Origin of the sequence: Vibrio sp. 10N.261.51.F12 (assembly GCF_041471725.1) — a bacterium.
In the GTDB taxonomy this organism is placed as follows: domain Bacteria; phylum Pseudomonadota; class Gammaproteobacteria; order Enterobacterales; family Vibrionaceae; genus Vibrio.
This window is the reverse complement of record NZ_JBFROV010000016.1, coordinates 24,485-43,941: the sequence shown is the minus strand read 5'-3', so window position 1 is coordinate 43,941 and position 19,457 is coordinate 24,485. Positions and strand designations below refer to the sequence as shown.

The window sequence follows — 19,457 nt, the reverse complement described above, 5'->3', positions numbered from 1 at the left end:
CTACGCTCCGAGCTTAATTTTTTTTAGTTTAGGGCTTTGACTAAACATATCTTGATGGGTGGTCAACAATACAATGCCACCTTTGTTGGCATGGTTGAGAAACAAGTCTTCCAATACCTTGACACCTTGTTTGTCAATCGCCGTCAATGGTTCATCTAGTATCCATAATGGTTGCTCACTCAGCCACAAACGCGCTAACGCAACTCTTCGTTGTTGACCAGCGGATAGCTGTGCAACTGGCACGTCCTCACGCCCAGCCAGTCCGACTTGGGTCAAGGAATCAAATATCTGAGATTCAGAGGTATCAGGAGCATGAATCGACTGGTAAAACTTTAAGTTTTCAAAGGCGGTCAATTCTCGCTTAACACCCGTCTGGTGCCCCAAAAAGAGCAACGATTGGTGATACTCTTCTCGATTGGACTCAATCGTTTCATCTTTCCATCGAATTTCGCCACTTTCTCTATCACCTAGACCCGCTATGATTCGCATCAAGGTGGTTTTTCCAGTGCCGTTTCGACCTTCAATCTGAACTAGGTCCCCGGATTGTAACGAAAATGATAAATTTTCGAACAATACGCGTTCATCTCGAATCGCGGTTAACTTTATGACTTCTAACATTCATTTACGTGCTGGGTCGAAAAGAGGTTCATCTTACCATAGCTATAAAGCGACAATAGGATAATGATCAAACTCGCTTCACGAAACTTGAGAACAACGCGCCAAGCGTTGATACCATTACCAATCAACTAACCCTTAAGTATTATAAAATTAAATTTTTTGCGCCATAATGACTGTTAGAATAGCAGACGTCATTTTGCTCGCGAATAGGAAAACGTAATAATTTATTATGAATGTAACAAGAAAATAACAAGTGTATCTCTTTAATATCAATACACTTGTTAACAACTATCGAGGACGCTTTGGCGTTTGATAATTTCTGATTTGAGGTTTGGCAGTTTGACCGCGCGTGGTATTTAACGGTGGAACCCGTTCTTTGCCTGCAATCTTGTTTTGCAGTGACATCATGAGTTCAGCTTCGGCTTTTGGCAGCTCGCACTCTTCAATCAATTCATTGATGTCCGCACCAAGTTTAACCATCTTGTTGGCTCGAGTGTAAAGACGGCCATCGCTATCGATGTTTTCTAATTCAACGACACGCTCAGTCAAGTGACGGATAATATCCTCTTGCTCTGAGATCTTTTGACCCAAACCCACCAACACCGAGCGAACTTCAAGCAATTGTTTATTGCACTTGTCTAACTCTCTGTCTGACTGACGAATCTGTTGACGGCTTGTATTTTTGTGCACGTTTAACTGGCGATGAACTTTCACTAACCAGATAAAAGCCACAATAAACGCAACCGCCCCTATCCATGGTAGAGGCGATTGAAATGGCAATGACTCAAACATTATAAGTAAGCCATATCGTCCCACTCATCTTCTGAGAGCAGTTTATTTAAGTCGACAAGTATCAGTAACTTACCTTCACGATTACTCACGCCTTGAATGAATTTCGCACTTTCATCGGTACCAACACTCGGTGTGGTATCAATTTCTGAAGAGCGTAAATACACCACCTCAGCAACACTATCAACTAAGATACCGATCACTTGACGTTCTGATTCAATCACAATAATACGTGTATTATCGGTGGTCTCACCTTGCATTAAGCCAAAGCGTGAACGTGTATCGATAACCGTAACCACGTTGCCACGTAGGTTGATAATACCTAACACATAGTCTGGCGCACCGGGAACAGGCGCAATTTCCGTGTAACGAAGCACTTCGCGTACTTGCATTACGTTGATGCCGTATGTTTCCTCTTCTAATTGGAAGGTTACCCACTGCAACACTTCGTCATTAGCTTGGTCTTTTCTTAGTTCTACATCCATCGTCTGAGACATGATTTTCCTCTCAATATCTTAATTGCGGAGCCATCCACAATGGCATCATTCTTGTTGTTATTGTACTGAATTAACATCTAATCCAGCATTAAGCATTTCAATTAGTTCTGACACATGCACTAGTGCACACATTTTTTCTTTCACCATGCCGGCAAGCCATGGACGTTTACCTGATTGCTCACGCCAACGAACGGCTTCTGGTTGCAGTTGTTCCGTGCCTTTCAATTTCGTTGCGGCAAGGCCCCAATTACTTTCTCCAAGCATCACAATGTATTCATAATCCAATTTATAATCATCATCGTTCAGCACCTGAGGCATCACCCAGCGTGCCGTATCGACAACATCGAACTGGCTATCTCGACTCGACTGCAAACCAAGATACCATCCAGGTCGTCCGATCAAATGACTAAGCTCTCCCATTTGATGAATCCCGCCCAACTCATCAAGCGGAACTGCAAATGTCACGTCATTAACCGAAAAATACAATACTTGAAAACTTTCACTGCGCTCGGTGCTTTGCCAACTATCAAGGTGGCCACCACCAACGTCTCCGGTCGACGCGGCCCCGATATGCGCGTCTGCTGACTCGTTTTCTCGGCTTGTGTCAGTGCCTACTTCAGGCGCTGTCTCGGCAATTGCAGGCTTTACATCAACAGAATCATGACGGTCGATGTTTAGATTTACATCCACGCTTTTACTAGTATCGGCAGTTAACCCATCAGCTTGAGGGTTGGATTCGTTCGCAACCACTTCTTCTGTCGGGATCTCCCAACCCTGAATCTCAGTCTCTAACGACTCGTTACTATCCGCTTCTGACTGAGACAAAGTCACGGCATCAATGTCACCGCGCATGCCATCAAATAACTTTTCTAACTGTTGTAAATTCGGCGGTTCATCATAGTCAATCGGTGCACTCGTTGATGGATAAATAGCAGATTGCGTCATCGGCGATTGAACAGGTGATAACCATTCTCTTGGCTCCGGTAGGCAAGCCGCGGAGTTTGCATCCTCGCTTGCTGCAACCTTGCTTGGCGAGTGGAGTTCGCCGTCAACTTGACTACCAGCGTCAACATTTTCAGTGACCGTACACTGAGCATCTTGCTGAGACAAAACATCGACAGCGGTATCTATATCTACTTCCACATCTACCGCTATATCAACAACATCGTCTTCTTTGGATTGCGCATCGGATAGCACCGTCGATGGAGGAAGGCCGTCAATGTCTTCTGAGAAGTCACCGATACCAAGTAATGAGTTGAAGTAGTCATCAAGCGCCTGTTCGCTTGATAGAGGCGTCTCATCCATTGCCATCAATTGCCAGCCTCTCTAAATAAATAAGCAGTTGCTTGTAGGCAAACACCCCTCGACTACCAGAAGCAAAGTGTGATGCTGGTAAGTGCTTGAGGCTCGCATCTCGGAACTTGGTGTCAATCGGCACCGCTGAGCTCCAAACTTGATCCGGATAATCCTGCTTCAATTGTGTGAGCGTTTGCAGCGATGCACGAGTTCGTTTGTCATACATCGTGGGTACAATCGTCACTTTAAATGGTCGTTGACGAGACTTTTGCATGATGGCCAATGTTCGAACCATTCTTTCCAGCCCTTTCATGGCCAGAAATTCAGTTTGAACTGGAATCAGGATACGATCGCTGGCGGCCAGAGCGTTCACCATCATGACGCCAAGGATAGGTGGACAGTCTATGAGCACATAATCGTAGTGGTCACGCAGCGTGAGTAACGCTCGCTTAAGAATAAGCCCCATACCACTGCGATTACCCATGACACGGTCTAGGGTCGCCAAAGACATATGGGCTGGAATCACATCAATATTGTCTATCTCTGTGGCATGAATCAGCGCTTTGACTTTAGGTTCGGTAAATTCCTTTAACTGAAACAAGTCAAATAAACTCTGAGGTAAGGTGTCTGAATCCATGCCGAGGTAAGTCGTCAGGGAGGCATGAGGGTCGGTATCAATTAATAACACGCGGTGACCTTTCTGAGCTAGAAGCCCTGCTAAGGTTACCGTGCTTGTGGTTTTTCCGACGCCACCTTTTTGATTCGCAACACTCCATACAATCATGTTGCTACCTCTTTAATTCAACAAGAATACGTTCCGCGACGCGTTCTAATGGTAGGTCTTCTGTCGAGATCCCCGCTTTTGCAACGGCTTGCGGCATTCCATATACCACGCAGCTTTCTTCATCTTGTGCCCAGATGGTCGAACCGGCCGCTTTCAACATACGAGCACCTTCTCGGCCATCTGCACCCATACCGGTTAATACAACCGACAACACTTTGTCTTGGTATATTTTTGCCGCAGACCCGAATGTCACATCGACACAAGGTTTGTAATTCATTCGCTCACCGCCATCAATAATTCTGATTTTGGCGTTAGATGGGCGTCCTTCTAGCATCATTTGCATGCCACCGGGTGCAAGGTAAGCCACACCGGGCTTAAGTACGTCCCCATCAGCGGCTTCCTTAACGGTAATTTGGCATAGCGAATTTAAGCGAGCTGCAAAGGCGGCAGTAAACGTCGCGGGCATATGTTGAATAAGCAAAATAGGATGTGGGTAATTTCTCGGAAACTGCGTCAGTATTTTTTGTAACGCAACTGGCCCACCTGTTGAAGTGCCGATCGCTGTCAATTGATACTGTTTTCCCGAGGCACGAAAACGAGCTTGGACAGGCGCCGCTGGCGTGACGATGGATTTGGATATGGTACTGTCTGACGCTTTCAACGCCGCAGGGCGAGTTGAGGCAGGCTCAATTCTTGGAGTACGACCTGCCATCGGCATGCGGCGAAGCATTGCTCGCCGACTTGCAATGTGCTGGACACGTTGCTGTAACAAGGTGACTGCTTCGTCTTTGTTGCGAGCGATGTCTTCAAACTTCTTAGGTAAGAAATCCAGCGCTCCGGCCTCAAGTGCGTCTAACGTCGCTTTAGCGCCGTCATGGGTCAGCGATGAAAACATGAGAATCGGCGTAGGTTGCTTTGCCATTATCTCACGCACAGCGGTAATCCCATCCATCACAGGCATCTCAATGTCCATGGTGATAACGTCAGGTTTTAGAGAAAGCGCTTTTTCAAGCGCCTCCTTTCCATTGACCGCCACATCAATGACTTCTAACCGAGGAGCGGCGTTAATGATGTCACTAACTCTACGACGAAAGAAACTCGAATCGTCTACTACTAACACTTTGATCGACATAGATTTCCTTATCAGATACGCGACGCGGCAGCGTACTGCTTAAGCAAATCAGGTACATCCAAAATAAGCGCAATATGGCCATCACTGGTAATCGTTGCCCCCGCCATGCCAGGCGTGCCCTGCAATAATTTATCGAGAGGCTTAATCACAACCTCTTCTTGGCCGATGAGTGTATCGACGACAAAGCCAACCCGTTGACTGCCAATCTGAACAATCACGACATGACCATGTCCCTTACGCAACTCAACTTGATCGGCATGAGAAGCAAGCCAGTTTCGCAAATAAAATAGTGGGATCGACTTGTCACGAACGATGATCGTTAATTGACCATCAACAACATTCGTTTGGCTAAGATCAAGGTGGAATATTTCATTTACGCTCGCCAGAGGTAAAGCAAAAGGATGTCCTCCCACTCCGACCATTAACGTGGGTAAGATTGCCAGTGTGAGCGGCACCTTAATCGTGATCTTGGTACCCGTTCCAAGCTCTGAATCAATATCAATCGAACCATTAAGTGTATTGATGGCCGTTTTCACCACGTCCATACCTACACCGCGTCCAGAGATATCCGAGATCTTTTCTTTGCTCGAAAAGCCAGGCATGAAAATCAGATTGAAGCACTCTTTGTCGGTCAGACGAGAAGCCGCATCTTCATCCATCATGCCGCGTTTCACCGCAATAGCACGCAGTTTATCTGGGTCCATACCTCCGCCATCATCAACGATAGCGAGCTCGATATGATCACCTTCTTGTGATGCCGAAAGTGTGACGGTACCGGTTCTAGATTTACCGGATTGTTCGCGTACATCCGGCATTTCAATGCCGTGGTCGACCGAGTTACGAACCAAGTGAATCAGAGGATCCGCTAACGCCTCAACCAAGTTTTTATCGAGGTCTGTCTCTTCGCCTTGCATCACAAGAACAATGTCTTTGTTCAGGCTGCGTGCCAAATCGCGGATGACGCGAGGAAAACGTCCAAATACCTTTTTAATAGGTTGCATACGCGTTTTCATCACCGCACCTTGTAAATCGGCGGTCACGACGTCTAAATTAGAAACGGCTTTCGACATTTCCTCATCGTTACTGTTTAGCCCAAGGCTAACCAGTCGATTGCGAACCAATACCAACTCACCCACCATGTTCATAATGGTATCAAGGGTTGACGTGTCAACACGCACGCTTGCTTCAGCTTGCGGTTTCTTTACTGGTGTCGCTTTTGTTTCGCTGTTTGTTGGCAGTTTTTTCTCTTGTAACACAGGCACAGAAGCGACGGGCTGAGCTTTTTCGGTCTCTACTGCAACGGTTGGTCTCGGCGACACCGTCGCTTCGGATACCTGAGTAGGAACAGACGATGTCGACCCCTTCAATACTGAAACCGGTTGGGTTGCCGCTTCCAATTCTTCTGGCGAAGGACCATTACCTACACCATGAAGTTCATCCAACAGTTTTTCAAACTCTTCATCAGTCATCAAATCTCCACCATTAGGTGGCGAGGATGGAGAAGGCGGTGGTGTCGATACAGCGGCTGGAGGTGGTGGCGTAGCATCCCCTAAGGAAGGGCCTTTTCCTATACCATGCAACTCATCCAGAAGCTTTTCAAACTCATCATCCGTAATATCCGACGAGCTAGCATTAGCCGCGACAGGCGCTCGATCCACAGCAGCAATCGCTGGTGATGGGGGTGGCGTCACCGCATTTTTTTTCTGATTAGGCGCTGCACCTTTACCGTGAAGCTCGTCAAGAAGACGTTCAAATTCGTCTTGAGTAATGTCGTCAATTGAACCACTTTGCACGTCGACTGAGCTTGGTTCAATTGCCGCTACAGGCTCAATTATGGGAGCAATGGGGGCGATTTGGGGCGCAATAGGGTCAGGTACGTCTTCATTACTGGTCGCCGGTGAGCTAAGGCGATGCAGCTCTTCCAATAAATCAGGATCGGCAGATGACATTGTTTCTGAATTCTGCACGGCTTGGAACTGGTGGTTAATCGTGTCCAATGCCCTTAGCATCGTATCCATCAAGCTTGCGTTAACGCTTCTTTGACCATTACGAAGAATATCAAACACGTTCTCCGCGCCATGGCACGTATCAACGAGTTCGGTCAGCGCCAGGAATCCAGCACCACCTTTAACCGTGTGAAACCCTCTAAATATCGCATTCAGCAGATCTTTATCTTCAGGGTTGTTTTCTAGCTCCACGAGTTGTTCAGACAACAATTCGAGAATTTCACCCGCTTCTACTAGAAAGTCCTGAAGAATCTCTTCATCTAATTCGTAGCTCATAATCCACCTCTAAAACCCAAGACTCGAAAGCAAATCATCAACTTCGTCTTGCGAGGAAACGGCATCAATGCGTTCATGAGGATTGATAATCGGTCCTTCAACGCCAACTGGTGCCTGCTTTGGTTTTGTTGTTATTGATTGTTGTTCGTCACTGAACACTTTCAAAATTTCCACAAGCCTTGTTTCCACTTCACTCACTAACGTGATAACGCGGCGTATGATTTGTCCAGTAAGATCCTGAAAGTCCTGAGCCATCAATATGTTGGTCAACTGAGTTCGAAGTTCAGTGCTGTTGCCCTCAACCTGAGTCAGTAGATTATCAATTCGATGACACAAATCTTTAAATGTTTGTAGCTCGACACGTCCATGCATCAGTTCATTCCATTGTGGACGAACTTGTAGCAAGCACTCATGGAGGTTGTCAGCCATCGGCAAACAATGTTCAACCGCATCCATGGTTGTATTGGCCGAAACCTCGGTCTTGTTAATAACGTATTCAAGACGGTCTCGCGCTTCAGGAATTTCGTCATTGGCAATCTCGTTGAGACGAGTATCAATGCTAAATTCACTCAGTGCGTCGTGCAGATCTCGTGTCAATGCTCCTACTTCTTGAAGCACCTTACTTTCACTGCCGCCTTGAACCATTATGATTAGCTCATTCGCCTCTTGTTGTTTGCCTTCTTCAAGCAGTTCAACAAGTTGCTTCGCTTGTTCCAATGAAATCATTCTGAAATAGCCGCTTTGCTATAGGAGCGCGTTATAAGCGCTCAAAAATTTTATCTAGTTTTTCTTTTAAGGTTGCTGCGGTAAATGGTTTAACAATATAACCATTCACACCGGCTTGTGCCGCTTCAATAATTTGCTCGCGTTTTGCTTCAGCTGTAATCATTAAAACGGGTAAATGCTTTAACTCGTCATCCGCTCGGATATGGCGAAGAAGATCAATGCCTTGCATGCCTGGCATATTCCAGTCAGTCACAACAAAATCAAAATCGCCTTTTTTGAGCATAGGTAACGCCGTTAAACCATCATCAGCTTCAAGTGTGTTGCTAAAGCCCAAGTCGCGTAGAAGGTTTTTGACAATACGTCGCATTGTTGAAAAGTCGTCAACAATAAGGATTTTCATGTTTTTATTCAAAATTGCCTCCACTGACAGAAAGATCAGTGATTATTAATTATTATCAGTCCAAGCGTTGAGCTTGGTACGAAGACGCTGCATCGTTTGACTAAGTATTTGGCTAACGCGCGATTCGCTGACGCCCAATACCTCTCCTATCTCCTTCAAATTTAACTCTTCGTCATAATACAAGGATAACGTTAACGCTTCACGCTCGGGGAGCGTTTTAATTGATTCAATTAACGCTTCGCGAAAAGCTTCATCCGCGACACCCTGAAATGGCGAGTTGTCTTCATCATCAGTAGCAATAGAGACCGAGTCCTCTGAAACGCCTAAATCTTCAATACCAACCAGACGAGAACAGCTAATATCTGTTAACGCTCGGTGATACTGTGTCAAACTCATCCCTAAATGCTGCGCAACCTCACTATCGGTAGGCTCCCGGTTAAGTTCGACTTCAAGAAGAGAGGTTGCTTGAGATATATCACGACTATTTTTATGTACCGACCTTGGCACCCAATCGCCACGACGAATATCATCCAGCATAGAACCACGTATACGAATACCCGCATACGTTTCAAAACTCGCGCCTTTACTACCGTCGTAGTTTTTTTGCGCTTCAATCAAGCCGATCATGCCTGCTTGAATTAAATCTTCCACCAGTACATTTGGTGGTAGTCGCCCAATTAAGTGGTGCGCAATCCGCTTCACTAATACTGAGTATTTCTCTAAGAAAGCTTGTTGACCGCTTAAATTGGCGTGCTGGTCATAGGTCAAAGCTTTATTCACTAAATGGTTCCTCTACGGCAGGTCTATTTAGCAAACGCTCCACAAAAAATTCCAAGTGTCCACTTGGAACCTTGGGTATAGGCCAAGTGAGCGCTTTACTCGCTAAAGAGTTCAATGCTAATGCAGCAGGAGAACGTGGAAACGCATCGACAACAATTTTTTGTCTTTTCACTGCTTGTCGCACTTTATCATCTAATGGGATGCATGCGACAAGTTCAAGACTCACATTGAGGAATCTCTCTGTGACTAATGTCAATTTTGCGAATAATTCTCTGCCTTCACGGTAACTGCGAACCATATTCGCCACAACTTTGAAGCGTTGTACTTGATGCTCACGGCTGAGGAGTTTAATCAACGCATAGGCATCCGTAATTGATGTAGGTTCATCACAAACCACAACGACTACATCTTGAGCAGCACGAGAGAAACTCACGACCATGTCCGATATTCCTGCTGCAGTATCGATCAGCAGAATATCCATATCGTCTTCTAAGCTACCAAACGCTCTGATAAGACCGATATGTTGTGCATGGCTAAGCTCCGTCATGCTTTGTGTGCCCGACGTTGCTGGTATAATGCGAATACCGTGTGGACCCTCAACAATGGCGTCTTTAAGCTCACACTCTCCTGCCAATACATGACCGAGGTTTTTCTTAGAGCGAATCCCTAGCATTACATCGACATTCGCTAGACCTAAATCAGCATCTAAAACCATGACTTTTTTGCCTTGGCGAGCCATACAGATAGCCATTCCTAGTGTGACATTGGATTTGCCAACGCCACCTTTACCACCAGTAACCGAAATCACTTTCGTATGTGTCGGTTGAGCCAAACGCCTCAGGCCACTTGCTTGGTCATATATCATGTTATTTGTCATATTCGATTGCACCTAAACCCCCTCCATGTCGCTGTTCCAAAAGTGGGGTTCGTTCTCTGTCGACTTCTCAAGTAATTCGTTCGCTTTAGCGACCATGTATTTTGGCTGAGCGATTACAATATCTTCCGGGACTCGTTGCCCGTTTGCGATGTAAGTCACTGGCAGCGCATTTTGCACTACAACACTGATAAACTCTCCCAAACTCAGTGATTCATCGAGTTTGGTCATGATGCAGCCAGAAAGCGGGATGCGTCGAAAATGATCCAGTGTTTCTTGTAACACCTGGCGTTGCGCGGTAGCAGGTAACACCAAGTAACTATTAATATTCTCACCGCTTTCTTGCATCAAGGTATCAAGCTGTTCAGACAAGCGGACATCTCTTTGTCCCATACCGGCGGTGTCAATCAAAACCAGACGTCGATTTCGTAACTGATATAATACATCGGCCAGTTCTTCAGAATCTTTAGCCACTCTTACCGGACATCCCATAATTCTGCCATAAATCGACAACTGCTCATGGGCACCAATTCGATAAGTATCCGTAGTAACTAGCGCGACATTGTCTGAACCATATTCCATGGCGGCTCTTGCCGCTAGTTTCGCAACGGTGGTCGTTTTGCCAACACCAGTAGGGCCAAGCAAAGCGACAATGCCCCCTTGGCGAAGGATGTCTTGCTTACTCACGACAATTTGATCCGAAACTAACGCCAATAGCGCCTTCCATGCCTTTTGAGGCGGCGTATCTTCAGGGATATAACAAGCCAGTTGGTCCGCTAATTCAGGTGACAGCCCCATGCGCTCGAGTCGTTTGATCAGCATGGCACGAAGGGGTTCTCTGCGTTCAACTTCTTGCCACATCAATCCGGAGACTTGATGCTCAAGTAGACGACGAATGGATGACATGTCTTCCTTCATCGATTCAAGCTCTTCGCCAATTTTGCCATCTCGCTTATTGGAAGGAGAATGACTATTGGGCATATGACTCGCGGGGGATCCCTGATTTATGCCATTGCGACCTAATGCATTTCTAGGTTCAGCCCTTTCTTCAAATGACCGTTGCTGAGCAGCATACGGGCTCTGGTTATCGCGCAGGTTATTGTTATCACGCAGGCTACTGTTATCACGTAAGCTATTGCTATCACGTAAGCCACTGTCTCGCAGACCACTATCGCGTAAACCATTATCACGAGCGCCATTACCTTGTGTATGATTGTCACGCATGCCACGTTCGGGCGTATTCGATGAATACCCACGATTTCCCTGAGCATATTGATATTGATCGCTACTTTGATAGGCGTTATTCATTGACGCAGTGCGCTCAGATTGACGCTCTAGCAGCGCAGACAGTGAATCTGTTGGCTTGACTGGTGGTGTTGGTTCGCTGGAAGCAGGACCACCGCGATAGTTTTTCAGCATATTAGCAAAACGATCGGTCACCGACGGTGCATTCGTTGCGCTTCTCGGGTTCAGGCTAACGTGGTCGTCTTTTAGCTCACGCTCGCCAGCATAGTCCGATGGGTTTGATTGAGTGGGTGGGGACAATGCCTGCCTGCTCATTTGACGAGGGGCTGACTGGTTACCATCACCATCGACCGCGGCAACGATTTCAACACCACCCGCCACTTTCTTATTCGACATAATAACCGCCTCAGCACCAAGTTCTTCTTTCACTTGCTGCAGTGCTTGTCTCATATCTCTGGCAAAAAATCGTTTAATTTTCAACGGTCACATCCATTTTCAATACCGGCATTCATAGGTCTTAATGTGTCAGTTTTATGGTTAACAAGAACAACTTGTTCATTCTTAATTACCGACGGCCTGTACGATACGTATTTGTTTTTCATCAGGTATTTCTTGGTAAGACAACACTCTCAAATTTGGAATGGTGTTCTTTACAAATTTGGCTAACGTCGAGCGAAGTACACCCGAAGTCAGTAAGACGGCCGCTTCACCTTTCAGTTCTTGCTCTTGCGTGGCCTGCGTCAATGACGCTTGCAAACGCTCGGCTAAACCAGGTTCAATGCCTGCAGATTCTCCACCTGCCGCTTGCATAGTTTGATGCAATATTTGTTCCAGTTCAGGAATAAGTGTAATAACGGGCAATTCAGGTTCTATTCCATTGATTTCTTGAACAATTAGTCGTTTAAGTGCAATTCGTACAGCAGCCGTTAAAACGTCAGGTTCTTGACTCTTTGAAGAATATTCAGCCAATGTCTGAACGATGGTTCGAATATCTCGAATAGGAATGGCTTCGTTCAATAAGTTTTGTAACACCTTGACCATGGTACCTAATGGCAATTGTTCAGGAACAAAGTCTTCAACCAGTTTTGGTGCGCTTCGGCCAAGCAATTCGAGTAGGTTCTGGACTTCTTCATGCCCTAACAGCTGTGCAGCATTGTTGGTGAGCAGTTGGCTAAGATGGGTGGCAAGTACCGTTGAAGAGTCCACTACCGTATAACCTAATGCCTGCGCATGTTCTTTTTGTACTTCTTGAATCCATACTGCTTCAAGGCCAAATGCGGGATCAATCGTCGACTCGCCATCAATGAGGCCATAGACTTGCCCAGGGTTAATCGCCAGCTCTTGATCGGGTCGAATTTCCGCTTCACCCACCGCAACGCCCATCAGCGTGATGCGGTAAGAGTTTGGTGTGAGCTCCAGATTATCTCGAATGTGAACCGCTGGAATAAGAAAGCCAAAATCTTGTGATAGCTTTTTACGTACCCCTTTAACACGCTCTAACAATTCTCCGCCTTGGTCTCTATCGACCAAAGGAATCAATCGATAACCGACTTCTAAACCTATAACATCAACAGGATGAACGTCATCCCAAGACAATTCTTTAGGCTTGCTTGGTGAATCGCCAGCTTGAAGTTCCGCGGGAAGGTTTTTTTGTTCTTCTGCTTTTTTGTGTTTCTTTGTCATCCAATACGCCCCGCCACCGGCCAATGCAGCGAGTAACAAAAATGCGAAATGCGGCATGCCAGGGACAATACCCATTATAAACATGATACCGGAGGTGATCATCAACGCCTTTGGATTATCAAATAGCTGAAAGACAACCTGTTGCCCCATATCCTCGTCAGTATTTTGACGCGTCACCATAATAGCAGCGGCAATAGACAATAAGAGCGAGGGAATTTGGGCAACCAAGCCATCACCAATCGTCAGTAGCGTATAAATCTGCAGGGCTTCGCCAAATCCTAATGAATGCTGCATCATACCGATGCCAAGACCGCCGACGATATTAAGGAAAAGGATCAAGATACCCGCGATTGCATCGCCTTTCACAAACTTTGACGCACCATCCATCGAGCCATAAAAGTCGGCTTCTTTGGTCACTTCAAATCGACGGGTTCGCGCTTGATCCTGGTCAATCAGCCCAGCATTTAAGTCCGCATCAATGGCCATTTGCTTACCAGGCAAGGCATCCAAGGTAAAGCGGGCACTCACTTCTGAGATACGACCGGCACCTTTTGTGACCACCATAAAGTTGATGATCATTAGAATCATAAAGACAATCAGGCCAACCGCATAGTTACCCCCGATGACCACATTACCAAACGCCTCGATAACATTACCCGCAGCGCCACTTCCTTCATGACCATAGAGTAAGACGATACGAGTCGAGGCAACATTCAATGCCAAACGCAATAGTGTTGCGATTAATAGTACCGTTGGGAAAGCAGCAAAATCGAGAGGGCGACGGGTGTAGACCGATACCAGTAAAACCACCATCGCTAAGGCGATGTTAAAGGTAAAAAACAGATCGAGAAGAAACGCCGGTATTGGCAGTATGATCATCGCCAACGCAGCAAGGACCATAATTGGAGCGCCAATAGCAGGCAAAGCTCGACTTGGTAAAGCCGGCATCTTATCGGCGAACGGTAACGTTAATTTCATCGACTACATCACTGCGGATGGTGCATATTCGCACCAGAATTAAAATACTTCAGCGATATATGCAAAATTCATACCCAACACCCGTCATTATTTTGACGCGCCACTTATGCCGTCTTATCAATGATTAATGTCGAAACCTCAGGTACTATTCGCACAAAATATTACAGGGCCAACAGGGTCTAAAACCATTTCATATGGGAACTCAGATGAAAATTGCCGACTTAAAATTATTTATCAAGGTTGTTGAACTTGGCAGCTTTACTGGAGCGGCAAATGCGCTCGACCTACCTAGAGCAAACGTGAGTCGTCGTATCAATGAGCTTGAACGAGAGATTGGCACGCAGTTATTTCATCGCACAACACGAAGCTTATCGCTCACCCATAGCGGCAATACATTTTATGAAGAAATCACCAGTGCAATCGAATTATTTGATCGTGCCCAGCAATCAATCACGACATCAGCTCAAGTTATTTCAGGCAGAATTAAGCTAGGTATCCTACCTGAGACATATGAATTATTGCAGCCAATCCTATTTGACTTCCAAGACAATTACCCAAATGTCGAGTTAGATATCCGCAGCATCAACAACGGATTCAATGAAATGTTCCGGCAAGGTCTCGATATCGCACTGCATGGCGGCCGTTTAATCGATTCCGATATCGTCGCGAGAAAAGTGATCAGTTTTGGGCGAACTTTGGTGGCATCGCCTGGCTACCTAGAAACGTTTGGCGTTCCAATTTCGATACAATCTCTTTATGAACACAAGTGTATCTGTTTTCGCTGGCCTAGTGGTGATGTAGACGATAAATGGCATTTTAGTACCGGCCATTTTTCTGTTAATGCCCGACTCATCTCCGATAGTGTAGGGTTTATTAAAGGTGCCACACAGCAAGGACGTGGCATTAGCTTTCTTCCTACGATGATGATTCAGGATGAATTAAAAGCTGGACGGCTCGTATCTTTGCTGCCCCATGAAACCACGCTAGAAGCAGATGGGTGGCTACTTTATCCACAGCCAAAAACACTGAATCAAGCAAGCCGCTTACTTATTGAACATCTTTCTGAAGAAATCCCTAAATTAAACTTATTGTCACGAATTGTGTGACAGTAAGTCTCAATAAGACCGGATTATCTCCCCACGGTTCACGATTATGATAGCGCCATAATAATGGAGCTATATAATCATGAACAGAATGAACCTAATAACACTCAGTATGGTGTCAACGCTAGTACTCACAGGTTGTCATCACCCCCAAGTCGCAGCCAATGCACCGACACACAAGAAAACCCTCCAAGTCGTGCAACTAAAAGACTCTCTCGAGCATTCAGCTAAGCATTTTAACGGGGTCGTTCGTTCGCAAGAAAAAGCCAATCTCACCTTTCGAGTGCCAGGTACGATTTCTACTATCCATGTTCGTACCGGCCAATTAGTGGCACAGGGCGACCCAATTGCGCAGCTCGATCCCCATGATTATCAGGTCGCGTTAGAAGAGCTGCAAGCTAAAATGCTTGAAGCCAAATCCGCACATAAACTCGCAAAGGCAGAATTACGCCGTGTCAAACAAGCGACTGAGGATAACGCCATTGCCAGCGTCAATCTTGACCGTGCCACCAGCGGATATGAACGCAGTCTTTCGGCGATTAAAGTCGTTGAAAAAAACATCCAACGCGCCAAAGACGTCCTGCATTATACTCAGCTAACGGCTCCATTTGATGGTGTCATTGGCAAAGTAAACTTCGAGCAGCATGAACAAGCCTTGCCCGGTGTCGCTGTCGTTACCCTTCACAATACCGACCAATTAGAAGTTGAAATCGATGTCCCTGAAAACATGATTCAACGCTTTGAGCTTGGTGAACAGGGCACCGTTTCTTGGCATCATTCATCTGAACCAGTCAACGCGCGCATTACAGAAATCGCTCCGCTGCCACATTTGATCAAGCAAACCTACACCGTGACTTACGCTATCGATGACGCTAGCAATGAGAACAACAACCACAAAAAGTTGTTCCCCGGTAAATCTGTGTCTGTCACCTCAACGCTCACCAATATTGATGAAGCGCACTGCGTGCCTTATTCGGCTATCGTGGGCGAAAAAGAAACACTACATATCAATGTAGTACGTAACAAAACCGTGGTCACTACCCCCGTCGAACTGCGTTCACTCGATGCCTATCAGGCTTGTATTACCGGGCCGATTTATCGTGATGATTTTGTTGTGGTCAGCGGCTCAAGCTATCTACATGATGGCGATATCGCGGATCAATTAATCATGCGCAAGCAGTAAGGAATACTGACCATGAAGCTTGCTGAATTCGCAATTCGTCAACGAACGTTTTTGCTATTTTTCACCGCCCTAAGCATTATTGCTGGGATCTACTCTTATTTTGACCTTGGTAAACTTGAGGACCCAAGCTTTACCATCAAAACAGCAGTGGTTGTTACGCTCTATCCAGGCGCATCAGCAGAACAAGTTGAATACCAAGTCACCGACACCATCGAAACCAAACTACAAGAAATGGGCGAGTTGAATAGACTTCGCTCACTTTCTCAACCCGGTGTTTCTATGGTGTTTGTTGACCTAAAAGAAAGCCTCAACTCTTCTCGCCTTCCTCAACAATGGGATTTATTACGTCGCAAAGTGCAAGACGTCAAATTGCAACTGCCTACGACGGCACAAATCAGTATTGTCCAAGACGAGTTTTCCGAGGTGTACGGCATGCTTTTCGCTGTCCATAGCCACGACGCCAAGCCCGAAGAACTACGCCAGTATTCAGAAGAGCTGCAACGCCGACTGAAAACGGTTAAAGGCATCAAGAAAGCCGAACTGCACGGTGTTCAACCACGAGCCGTCTATATTGACCTTCCTGATGAGCGACTCGCTCAATATGGTTTATCGATGGCGCAAGTCTGGAGTCAACTCAACACCAGTAACATGACGTTCGAGGCAGGCCAATTCGACGCTGGAAGTGAGCGTATTCGTATCCAGCATGGTAGCGAGTTTCAGTCCCTTGCCGACATTAAAAATCTAATGATTCAAGGCGGGTTCAATGAACTCGGCACCGGTCTAATTCGATTGGGTGATATTGCGGATGTGACCATGGGGTATCAAACGCCCGCATTGACTGAAAACCGCTTTAATGGCGAACCCTCCGTCACGCTTGCTGTCAGCCCCGTTAGCGGCATTAACGTGGTGTCCTTAGGCGATAGTATTCATTCGATTATCGACGAATTTAACGCAACATTACCCCTTGGTGTTGAAATTTCACCCATCGCCTATCAACCTGATGAAGTTGAGAAATCGATTGAAAACTTTGTGCAAAACTTAGCCGAAAGTGTCGCGATTGTTTTTGTTGTTTTATTGATTTTCATGGGATTCAAAAGCGCAGTCATTGTCGGTGGTAGCCTATTGCTCACTATTTTGCTGACGCTGGTATACATGAATATCAACAGTATTGACCTTCATCGAGTATCACTTGGAACCTTTATCCTCGCACTCGGTATGTTGGTTGATAATGCCATCGTTATTACCGACATGATGACAGCTAAACTCAACAAGGGCATTGAGCGCACAACCGCCGCTATCGAATCTGTCAAAGAAACCGCCGTGCCACTCTTTGGCGCAACGATCATCGCGGTTATGGGCGCCAGCCCTGTGTTATTTTCCAAAACTGATGCGGCTGAATTTGCTGGGTCTGTCTTCTACATCATGGCTTCATCATTGACGCTGTCTTGGCTCGTCGCCATGACGTTCACGACGCTGATGTGTTGGATGTTCCTCAAACCGAACACAAAAAGCAGCGCCGATAAGCAATCTCGCTACAAACAAGCGGTCTGCTGGACGGTCGATAATCCTAAGCGAGCCTTGTCTGCCCTGATTCCACTGATACTAGTGACCGTGCTTGCGTTGCCTTATGTCGCCATTAACTTCCTGCCGCAGTCAGATCGCGCGATCGTGTTTTTTGACTATTGGTTGCCTAACGGCGCCAAGGTTGAACAAACATCAGCGGACATGAAAAAGATCGAAGCTTGGTTACTCAAACAACCTGAAGTTGAAAGTATTTCTAGTGCGATTGGCGCCAGTGTTCCACGATTCTCCGTCACCGTTGAGCCTGAGCCTTTTGATTCGTCCTACGGTCAGATTTTGATTAACACGACCGACTATTATGCCATTTCTGCTTTGGTTTCTCGTGGCGACAAATGGGTCGCAGAAGAATTCCCTAATGCCCAACCTCGCTTTCGCGCATTGAAATTGGCTACCGCAGATAAATATGCCGTTGAAGCTCGATTCTCTGGGCCAGATGAGCACGTTTTACATGATTTATCACGCCAAGCACAAGTCATCATGGCCAGACATCCAGATGCGAAATATGTCCGAGATGATTGGCGCCAACAGAGCAAAGTGCTGACACCCATTATCAACATGGACAAAGCGCGCCGCGCTGGCATAAATCGAGCGGACATTGCGTTTGCGATGAAGCGCGCTTCCAACGGCATGCCTTTGGGACAGATGAACCTGAATGACGAATTGATACCCATTCAATTTCGCGGCTCTGAACCCACCATGGCATCGCTAGAAACCCTGCCGGTTAAATCACTGCTTGGATTGCACAGCGTTCCTCTAGGTCAAGTTGTCGATGGTTTCGAGTTAAGTACTGAAGAAAGCATGATTTGGCGACGCGACCGAGTAAAAACCATCACAGCACAAGCCGGTGTTGCTCGTTCAAGTACACCTGCAACGGTGAGAAACAGCATCAAGGAAGAAATCGAAGCAATCGCACTACCACCCGGTTACCACATGGAATGGGGCGGAGAATATTATGATGAATATAAAGCGGTCTCAGACATCGTTAAACAGTTACCAAAAGCACTCCTTATTATGGTGATTATCCTAGTGGCGATGTTCAACGGATTCAAACAACCCGTCATTATTTTGTCCACGATTCCTTTAGCTGCAACAGGCGCGACCTTTGCACTGCTTGGGTTCAATAAACCGTTCGGCTTTATGGCGCTGATCGGGGCAATTACCTTGATGGGGATGATCATTAAAAACGGCATCGTTTTGATGGACCAAATTGAGCTTGAAAAACGCAATGGACGAAGCTTATCGGATGCCATCAAAGAAGCGACCATCAATCGTACAATGGCCATTTCAATGGGGGCATTAACCACCGCATTAGGCATGATACCGCTACTGAGTGACTTGCTCTTTGACCAGATGGCGGCAACCATCATTGGCGGTTTAGCCGCCGCAACCGTGTTGTCTTTATTTGTGATGCCAGCTCTCTATCGCTTGGCCTACAAAGAGAGCGCTGCGTCCACCGCCGCAGAGCAATCATCAACATTGACTATTAAAGAGCAGAAGGCATAACCA

Annotated in this window: 16 protein-coding genes; 3 read left to right on the top strand and 13 right to left on the bottom strand. The window is 46.3% G+C overall.

What is annotated here, in order from left to right:
• The 13 genes from ccmA to flhA all read right to left on the bottom strand — a co-directional run bounded on the left by ccmA (position 1) and on the right by flhA (position 14,084).
• Positions 1 to 618, bottom strand: coding sequence for a cytochrome c biogenesis heme-transporting ATPase CcmA (gene ccmA, locus AB4405_RS10555; RefSeq protein ID WP_102467656.1), 618 nt, complete (start codon positions 616 to 618; stop codon positions 1 to 3).
• Positions 619 to 906: 288 nt separating this feature from the next.
• Entirely contained in the window at positions 907 to 1,410 is a 504-nt protein-coding gene (locus tag AB4405_RS10550; RefSeq protein WP_372060746.1) for a DUF2802 domain-containing protein, read from the bottom strand.
• The gene (locus AB4405_RS10545) at positions 1,410 to 1,904 is read right to left on the bottom strand and encodes a chemotaxis protein CheW (RefSeq protein WP_102467654.1); all 495 of its coding nucleotides are present in this window, start codon (positions 1,902 to 1,904) and stop codon (positions 1,410 to 1,412) included. The genes AB4405_RS10550 and AB4405_RS10545 overlap by 1 nt, the downstream gene beginning before the upstream one ends.
• Positions 1,905 to 1,961: 57 nt before the next feature.
• The gene (locus tag AB4405_RS10540) at positions 1,962 to 3,215 is read right to left on the bottom strand and encodes a chemotaxis protein CheW (RefSeq protein WP_372060745.1); all 1,254 of its coding nucleotides are present in this window, start codon (positions 3,213 to 3,215) and stop codon (positions 1,962 to 1,964) included.
• Complete coding sequence (locus tag AB4405_RS10535; RefSeq protein WP_102467653.1) at positions 3,202 to 3,984, bottom strand: ParA family protein; 783 nt, start codon at positions 3,982 to 3,984, stop codon at positions 3,202 to 3,204. Before AB4405_RS10535 ends, AB4405_RS10540 begins: the two co-directional genes overlap by 14 nt.
• 4 nt (positions 3,985 to 3,988) lie before the next feature.
• Positions 3,989 to 5,116 carry a chemotaxis response regulator protein-glutamate methylesterase gene (locus tag AB4405_RS10530; RefSeq protein ID WP_372060744.1) on the bottom strand — a complete coding sequence of 376 codons (1,128 nt, stop codon included), beginning with the start codon at positions 5,114 to 5,116 and terminating at the stop codon, positions 3,989 to 3,991.
• Between the two features lie 11 nt (positions 5,117 to 5,127).
• Positions 5,128 to 7,398: a chemotaxis protein CheA gene (locus AB4405_RS10525; protein ID WP_372060743.1), complete on the bottom strand. Its 2,271-nt coding sequence runs from the start codon at positions 7,396 to 7,398 to the stop codon at positions 5,128 to 5,130.
• Positions 7,399 to 7,407: 9 nt separating this feature from the next.
• Entirely contained in the window at positions 7,408 to 8,124 is a 717-nt protein-coding gene (locus tag AB4405_RS10520; protein ID WP_102467650.1) for a protein phosphatase CheZ, read from the bottom strand.
• Between the two features lie 31 nt (positions 8,125 to 8,155).
• The gene (gene cheY, locus AB4405_RS10515; protein WP_096995504.1) at positions 8,156 to 8,524 is read right to left on the bottom strand and encodes a chemotaxis response regulator CheY; all 369 of its coding nucleotides are present in this window, start codon (positions 8,522 to 8,524) and stop codon (positions 8,156 to 8,158) included.
• 45 nt (positions 8,525 to 8,569) lie between these two features.
• Positions 8,570 to 9,304 (bottom strand): RNA polymerase sigma factor FliA, encoded by a 735-nt coding sequence (locus tag AB4405_RS10510; RefSeq protein ID WP_372060742.1) that lies wholly within the window; start codon positions 9,302 to 9,304, stop codon positions 8,570 to 8,572.
• A complete protein-coding gene (locus tag AB4405_RS10505; RefSeq protein WP_102467737.1) occupies positions 9,297 to 10,181 on the bottom strand; it encodes a MinD/ParA family protein in 885 nt (294 codons plus the stop codon). The genes AB4405_RS10510 and AB4405_RS10505 overlap by 8 nt, the downstream gene beginning before the upstream one ends.
• Before the next feature lie 12 nt (positions 10,182 to 10,193).
• Positions 10,194 to 11,903, bottom strand: a complete 1,710-nt coding sequence (gene flhF / locus AB4405_RS10500) for a flagellar biosynthesis protein FlhF (protein WP_372060741.1) — start codon at positions 11,901 to 11,903, stop codon at positions 10,194 to 10,196.
• A gap of 81 nt (positions 11,904 to 11,984) precedes the next feature.
• Positions 11,985 to 14,084, bottom strand: a complete 2,100-nt coding sequence (flhA, locus tag AB4405_RS10495; protein WP_372060740.1) for a flagellar biosynthesis protein FlhA — start codon at positions 14,082 to 14,084, stop codon at positions 11,985 to 11,987.
• Positions 14,085 to 14,290: 206 nt separating this feature from the next.
• Between flhA and AB4405_RS10490 the strand changes: the two genes are divergently transcribed.
• The 3 genes from AB4405_RS10490 (at position 14,291) to AB4405_RS10480 (ending at position 19,454) form a co-directional block, all read left to right on the top strand.
• Positions 14,291 to 15,190, top strand: a complete 900-nt coding sequence (locus tag AB4405_RS10490) for a LysR family transcriptional regulator (RefSeq protein ID WP_372060739.1) — start codon at positions 14,291 to 14,293, stop codon at positions 15,188 to 15,190.
• A 79-nt stretch (positions 15,191 to 15,269) separates the two neighbouring features.
• Positions 15,270 to 16,370, top strand: a complete 1,101-nt coding sequence (locus AB4405_RS10485) for an efflux RND transporter periplasmic adaptor subunit (protein ID WP_102467645.1) — start codon at positions 15,270 to 15,272, stop codon at positions 16,368 to 16,370.
• Positions 16,371 to 16,382: 12 nt separating this feature from the next.
• Positions 16,383 to 19,454 carry an efflux RND transporter permease subunit gene (locus AB4405_RS10480; RefSeq protein WP_372060738.1) on the top strand — a complete coding sequence of 1,024 codons (3,072 nt, stop codon included), beginning with the start codon at positions 16,383 to 16,385 and terminating at the stop codon, positions 19,452 to 19,454.
• Positions 19,455 to 19,457 lie beyond the last annotated feature (3 nt).

Excerpts from the sequence above, each read along its gene's own strand:
- AB4405_RS10535 (WP_102467653.1), bottom strand. The coding sequence starts at position 3,984 with ATGATTGTATGGAGTGTTGCGAATCAAAAAGGTGGCGTCGGAAAAACC.
- AB4405_RS10545 (WP_102467654.1), bottom strand. The coding sequence starts at position 1,904 with ATGTCTCAGACGATGGATGTAGAACTAAGAAAAGACCAAGCTAATGAC.
- AB4405_RS10540 (WP_372060745.1), bottom strand. The coding sequence starts at position 3,215 with ATGGCAATGGATGAGACGCCTCTATCAAGCGAACAGGCGCTTGATGAC.
- flhA (WP_372060740.1), bottom strand. The coding sequence starts at position 14,084 with ATGAAATTAACGTTACCGTTCGCCGATAAGATGCCGGCTTTACCAAGT.
- AB4405_RS10485 (WP_102467645.1), top strand. The coding sequence starts at position 15,270 with ATGAACAGAATGAACCTAATAACACTCAGTATGGTGTCAACGCTAGTA.
- ccmA (WP_102467656.1), bottom strand. The coding sequence starts at position 618 with ATGTTAGAAGTCATAAAGTTAACCGCGATTCGAGATGAACGCGTATTG.
- AB4405_RS10550 (WP_372060746.1), bottom strand. The coding sequence starts at position 1,410 with ATGTTTGAGTCATTGCCATTTCAATCGCCTCTACCATGGATAGGGGCG.
- AB4405_RS10490 (WP_372060739.1), top strand. The coding sequence starts at position 14,291 with ATGAAAATTGCCGACTTAAAATTATTTATCAAGGTTGTTGAACTTGGC.
- AB4405_RS10480 (WP_372060738.1), top strand. The coding sequence starts at position 16,383 with ATGAAGCTTGCTGAATTCGCAATTCGTCAACGAACGTTTTTGCTATTT.
- AB4405_RS10530 (WP_372060744.1), bottom strand. The coding sequence starts at position 5,116 with ATGTCGATCAAAGTGTTAGTAGTAGACGATTCGAGTTTCTTTCGTCGT.
- AB4405_RS10520 (WP_102467650.1), bottom strand. The coding sequence starts at position 8,124 with ATGATTTCATTGGAACAAGCGAAGCAACTTGTTGAACTGCTTGAAGAA.
- AB4405_RS10505 (WP_102467737.1), bottom strand. The coding sequence starts at position 10,181 with ATGACAAATAACATGATATATGACCAAGCAAGTGGCCTGAGGCGTTTG.
- cheY (WP_096995504.1), bottom strand. The coding sequence starts at position 8,524 with ATGAAAATCCTTATTGTTGACGACTTTTCAACAATGCGACGTATTGTC.
- AB4405_RS10525 (WP_372060743.1), bottom strand. The coding sequence starts at position 7,398 with ATGAGCTACGAATTAGATGAAGAGATTCTTCAGGACTTTCTAGTAGAA.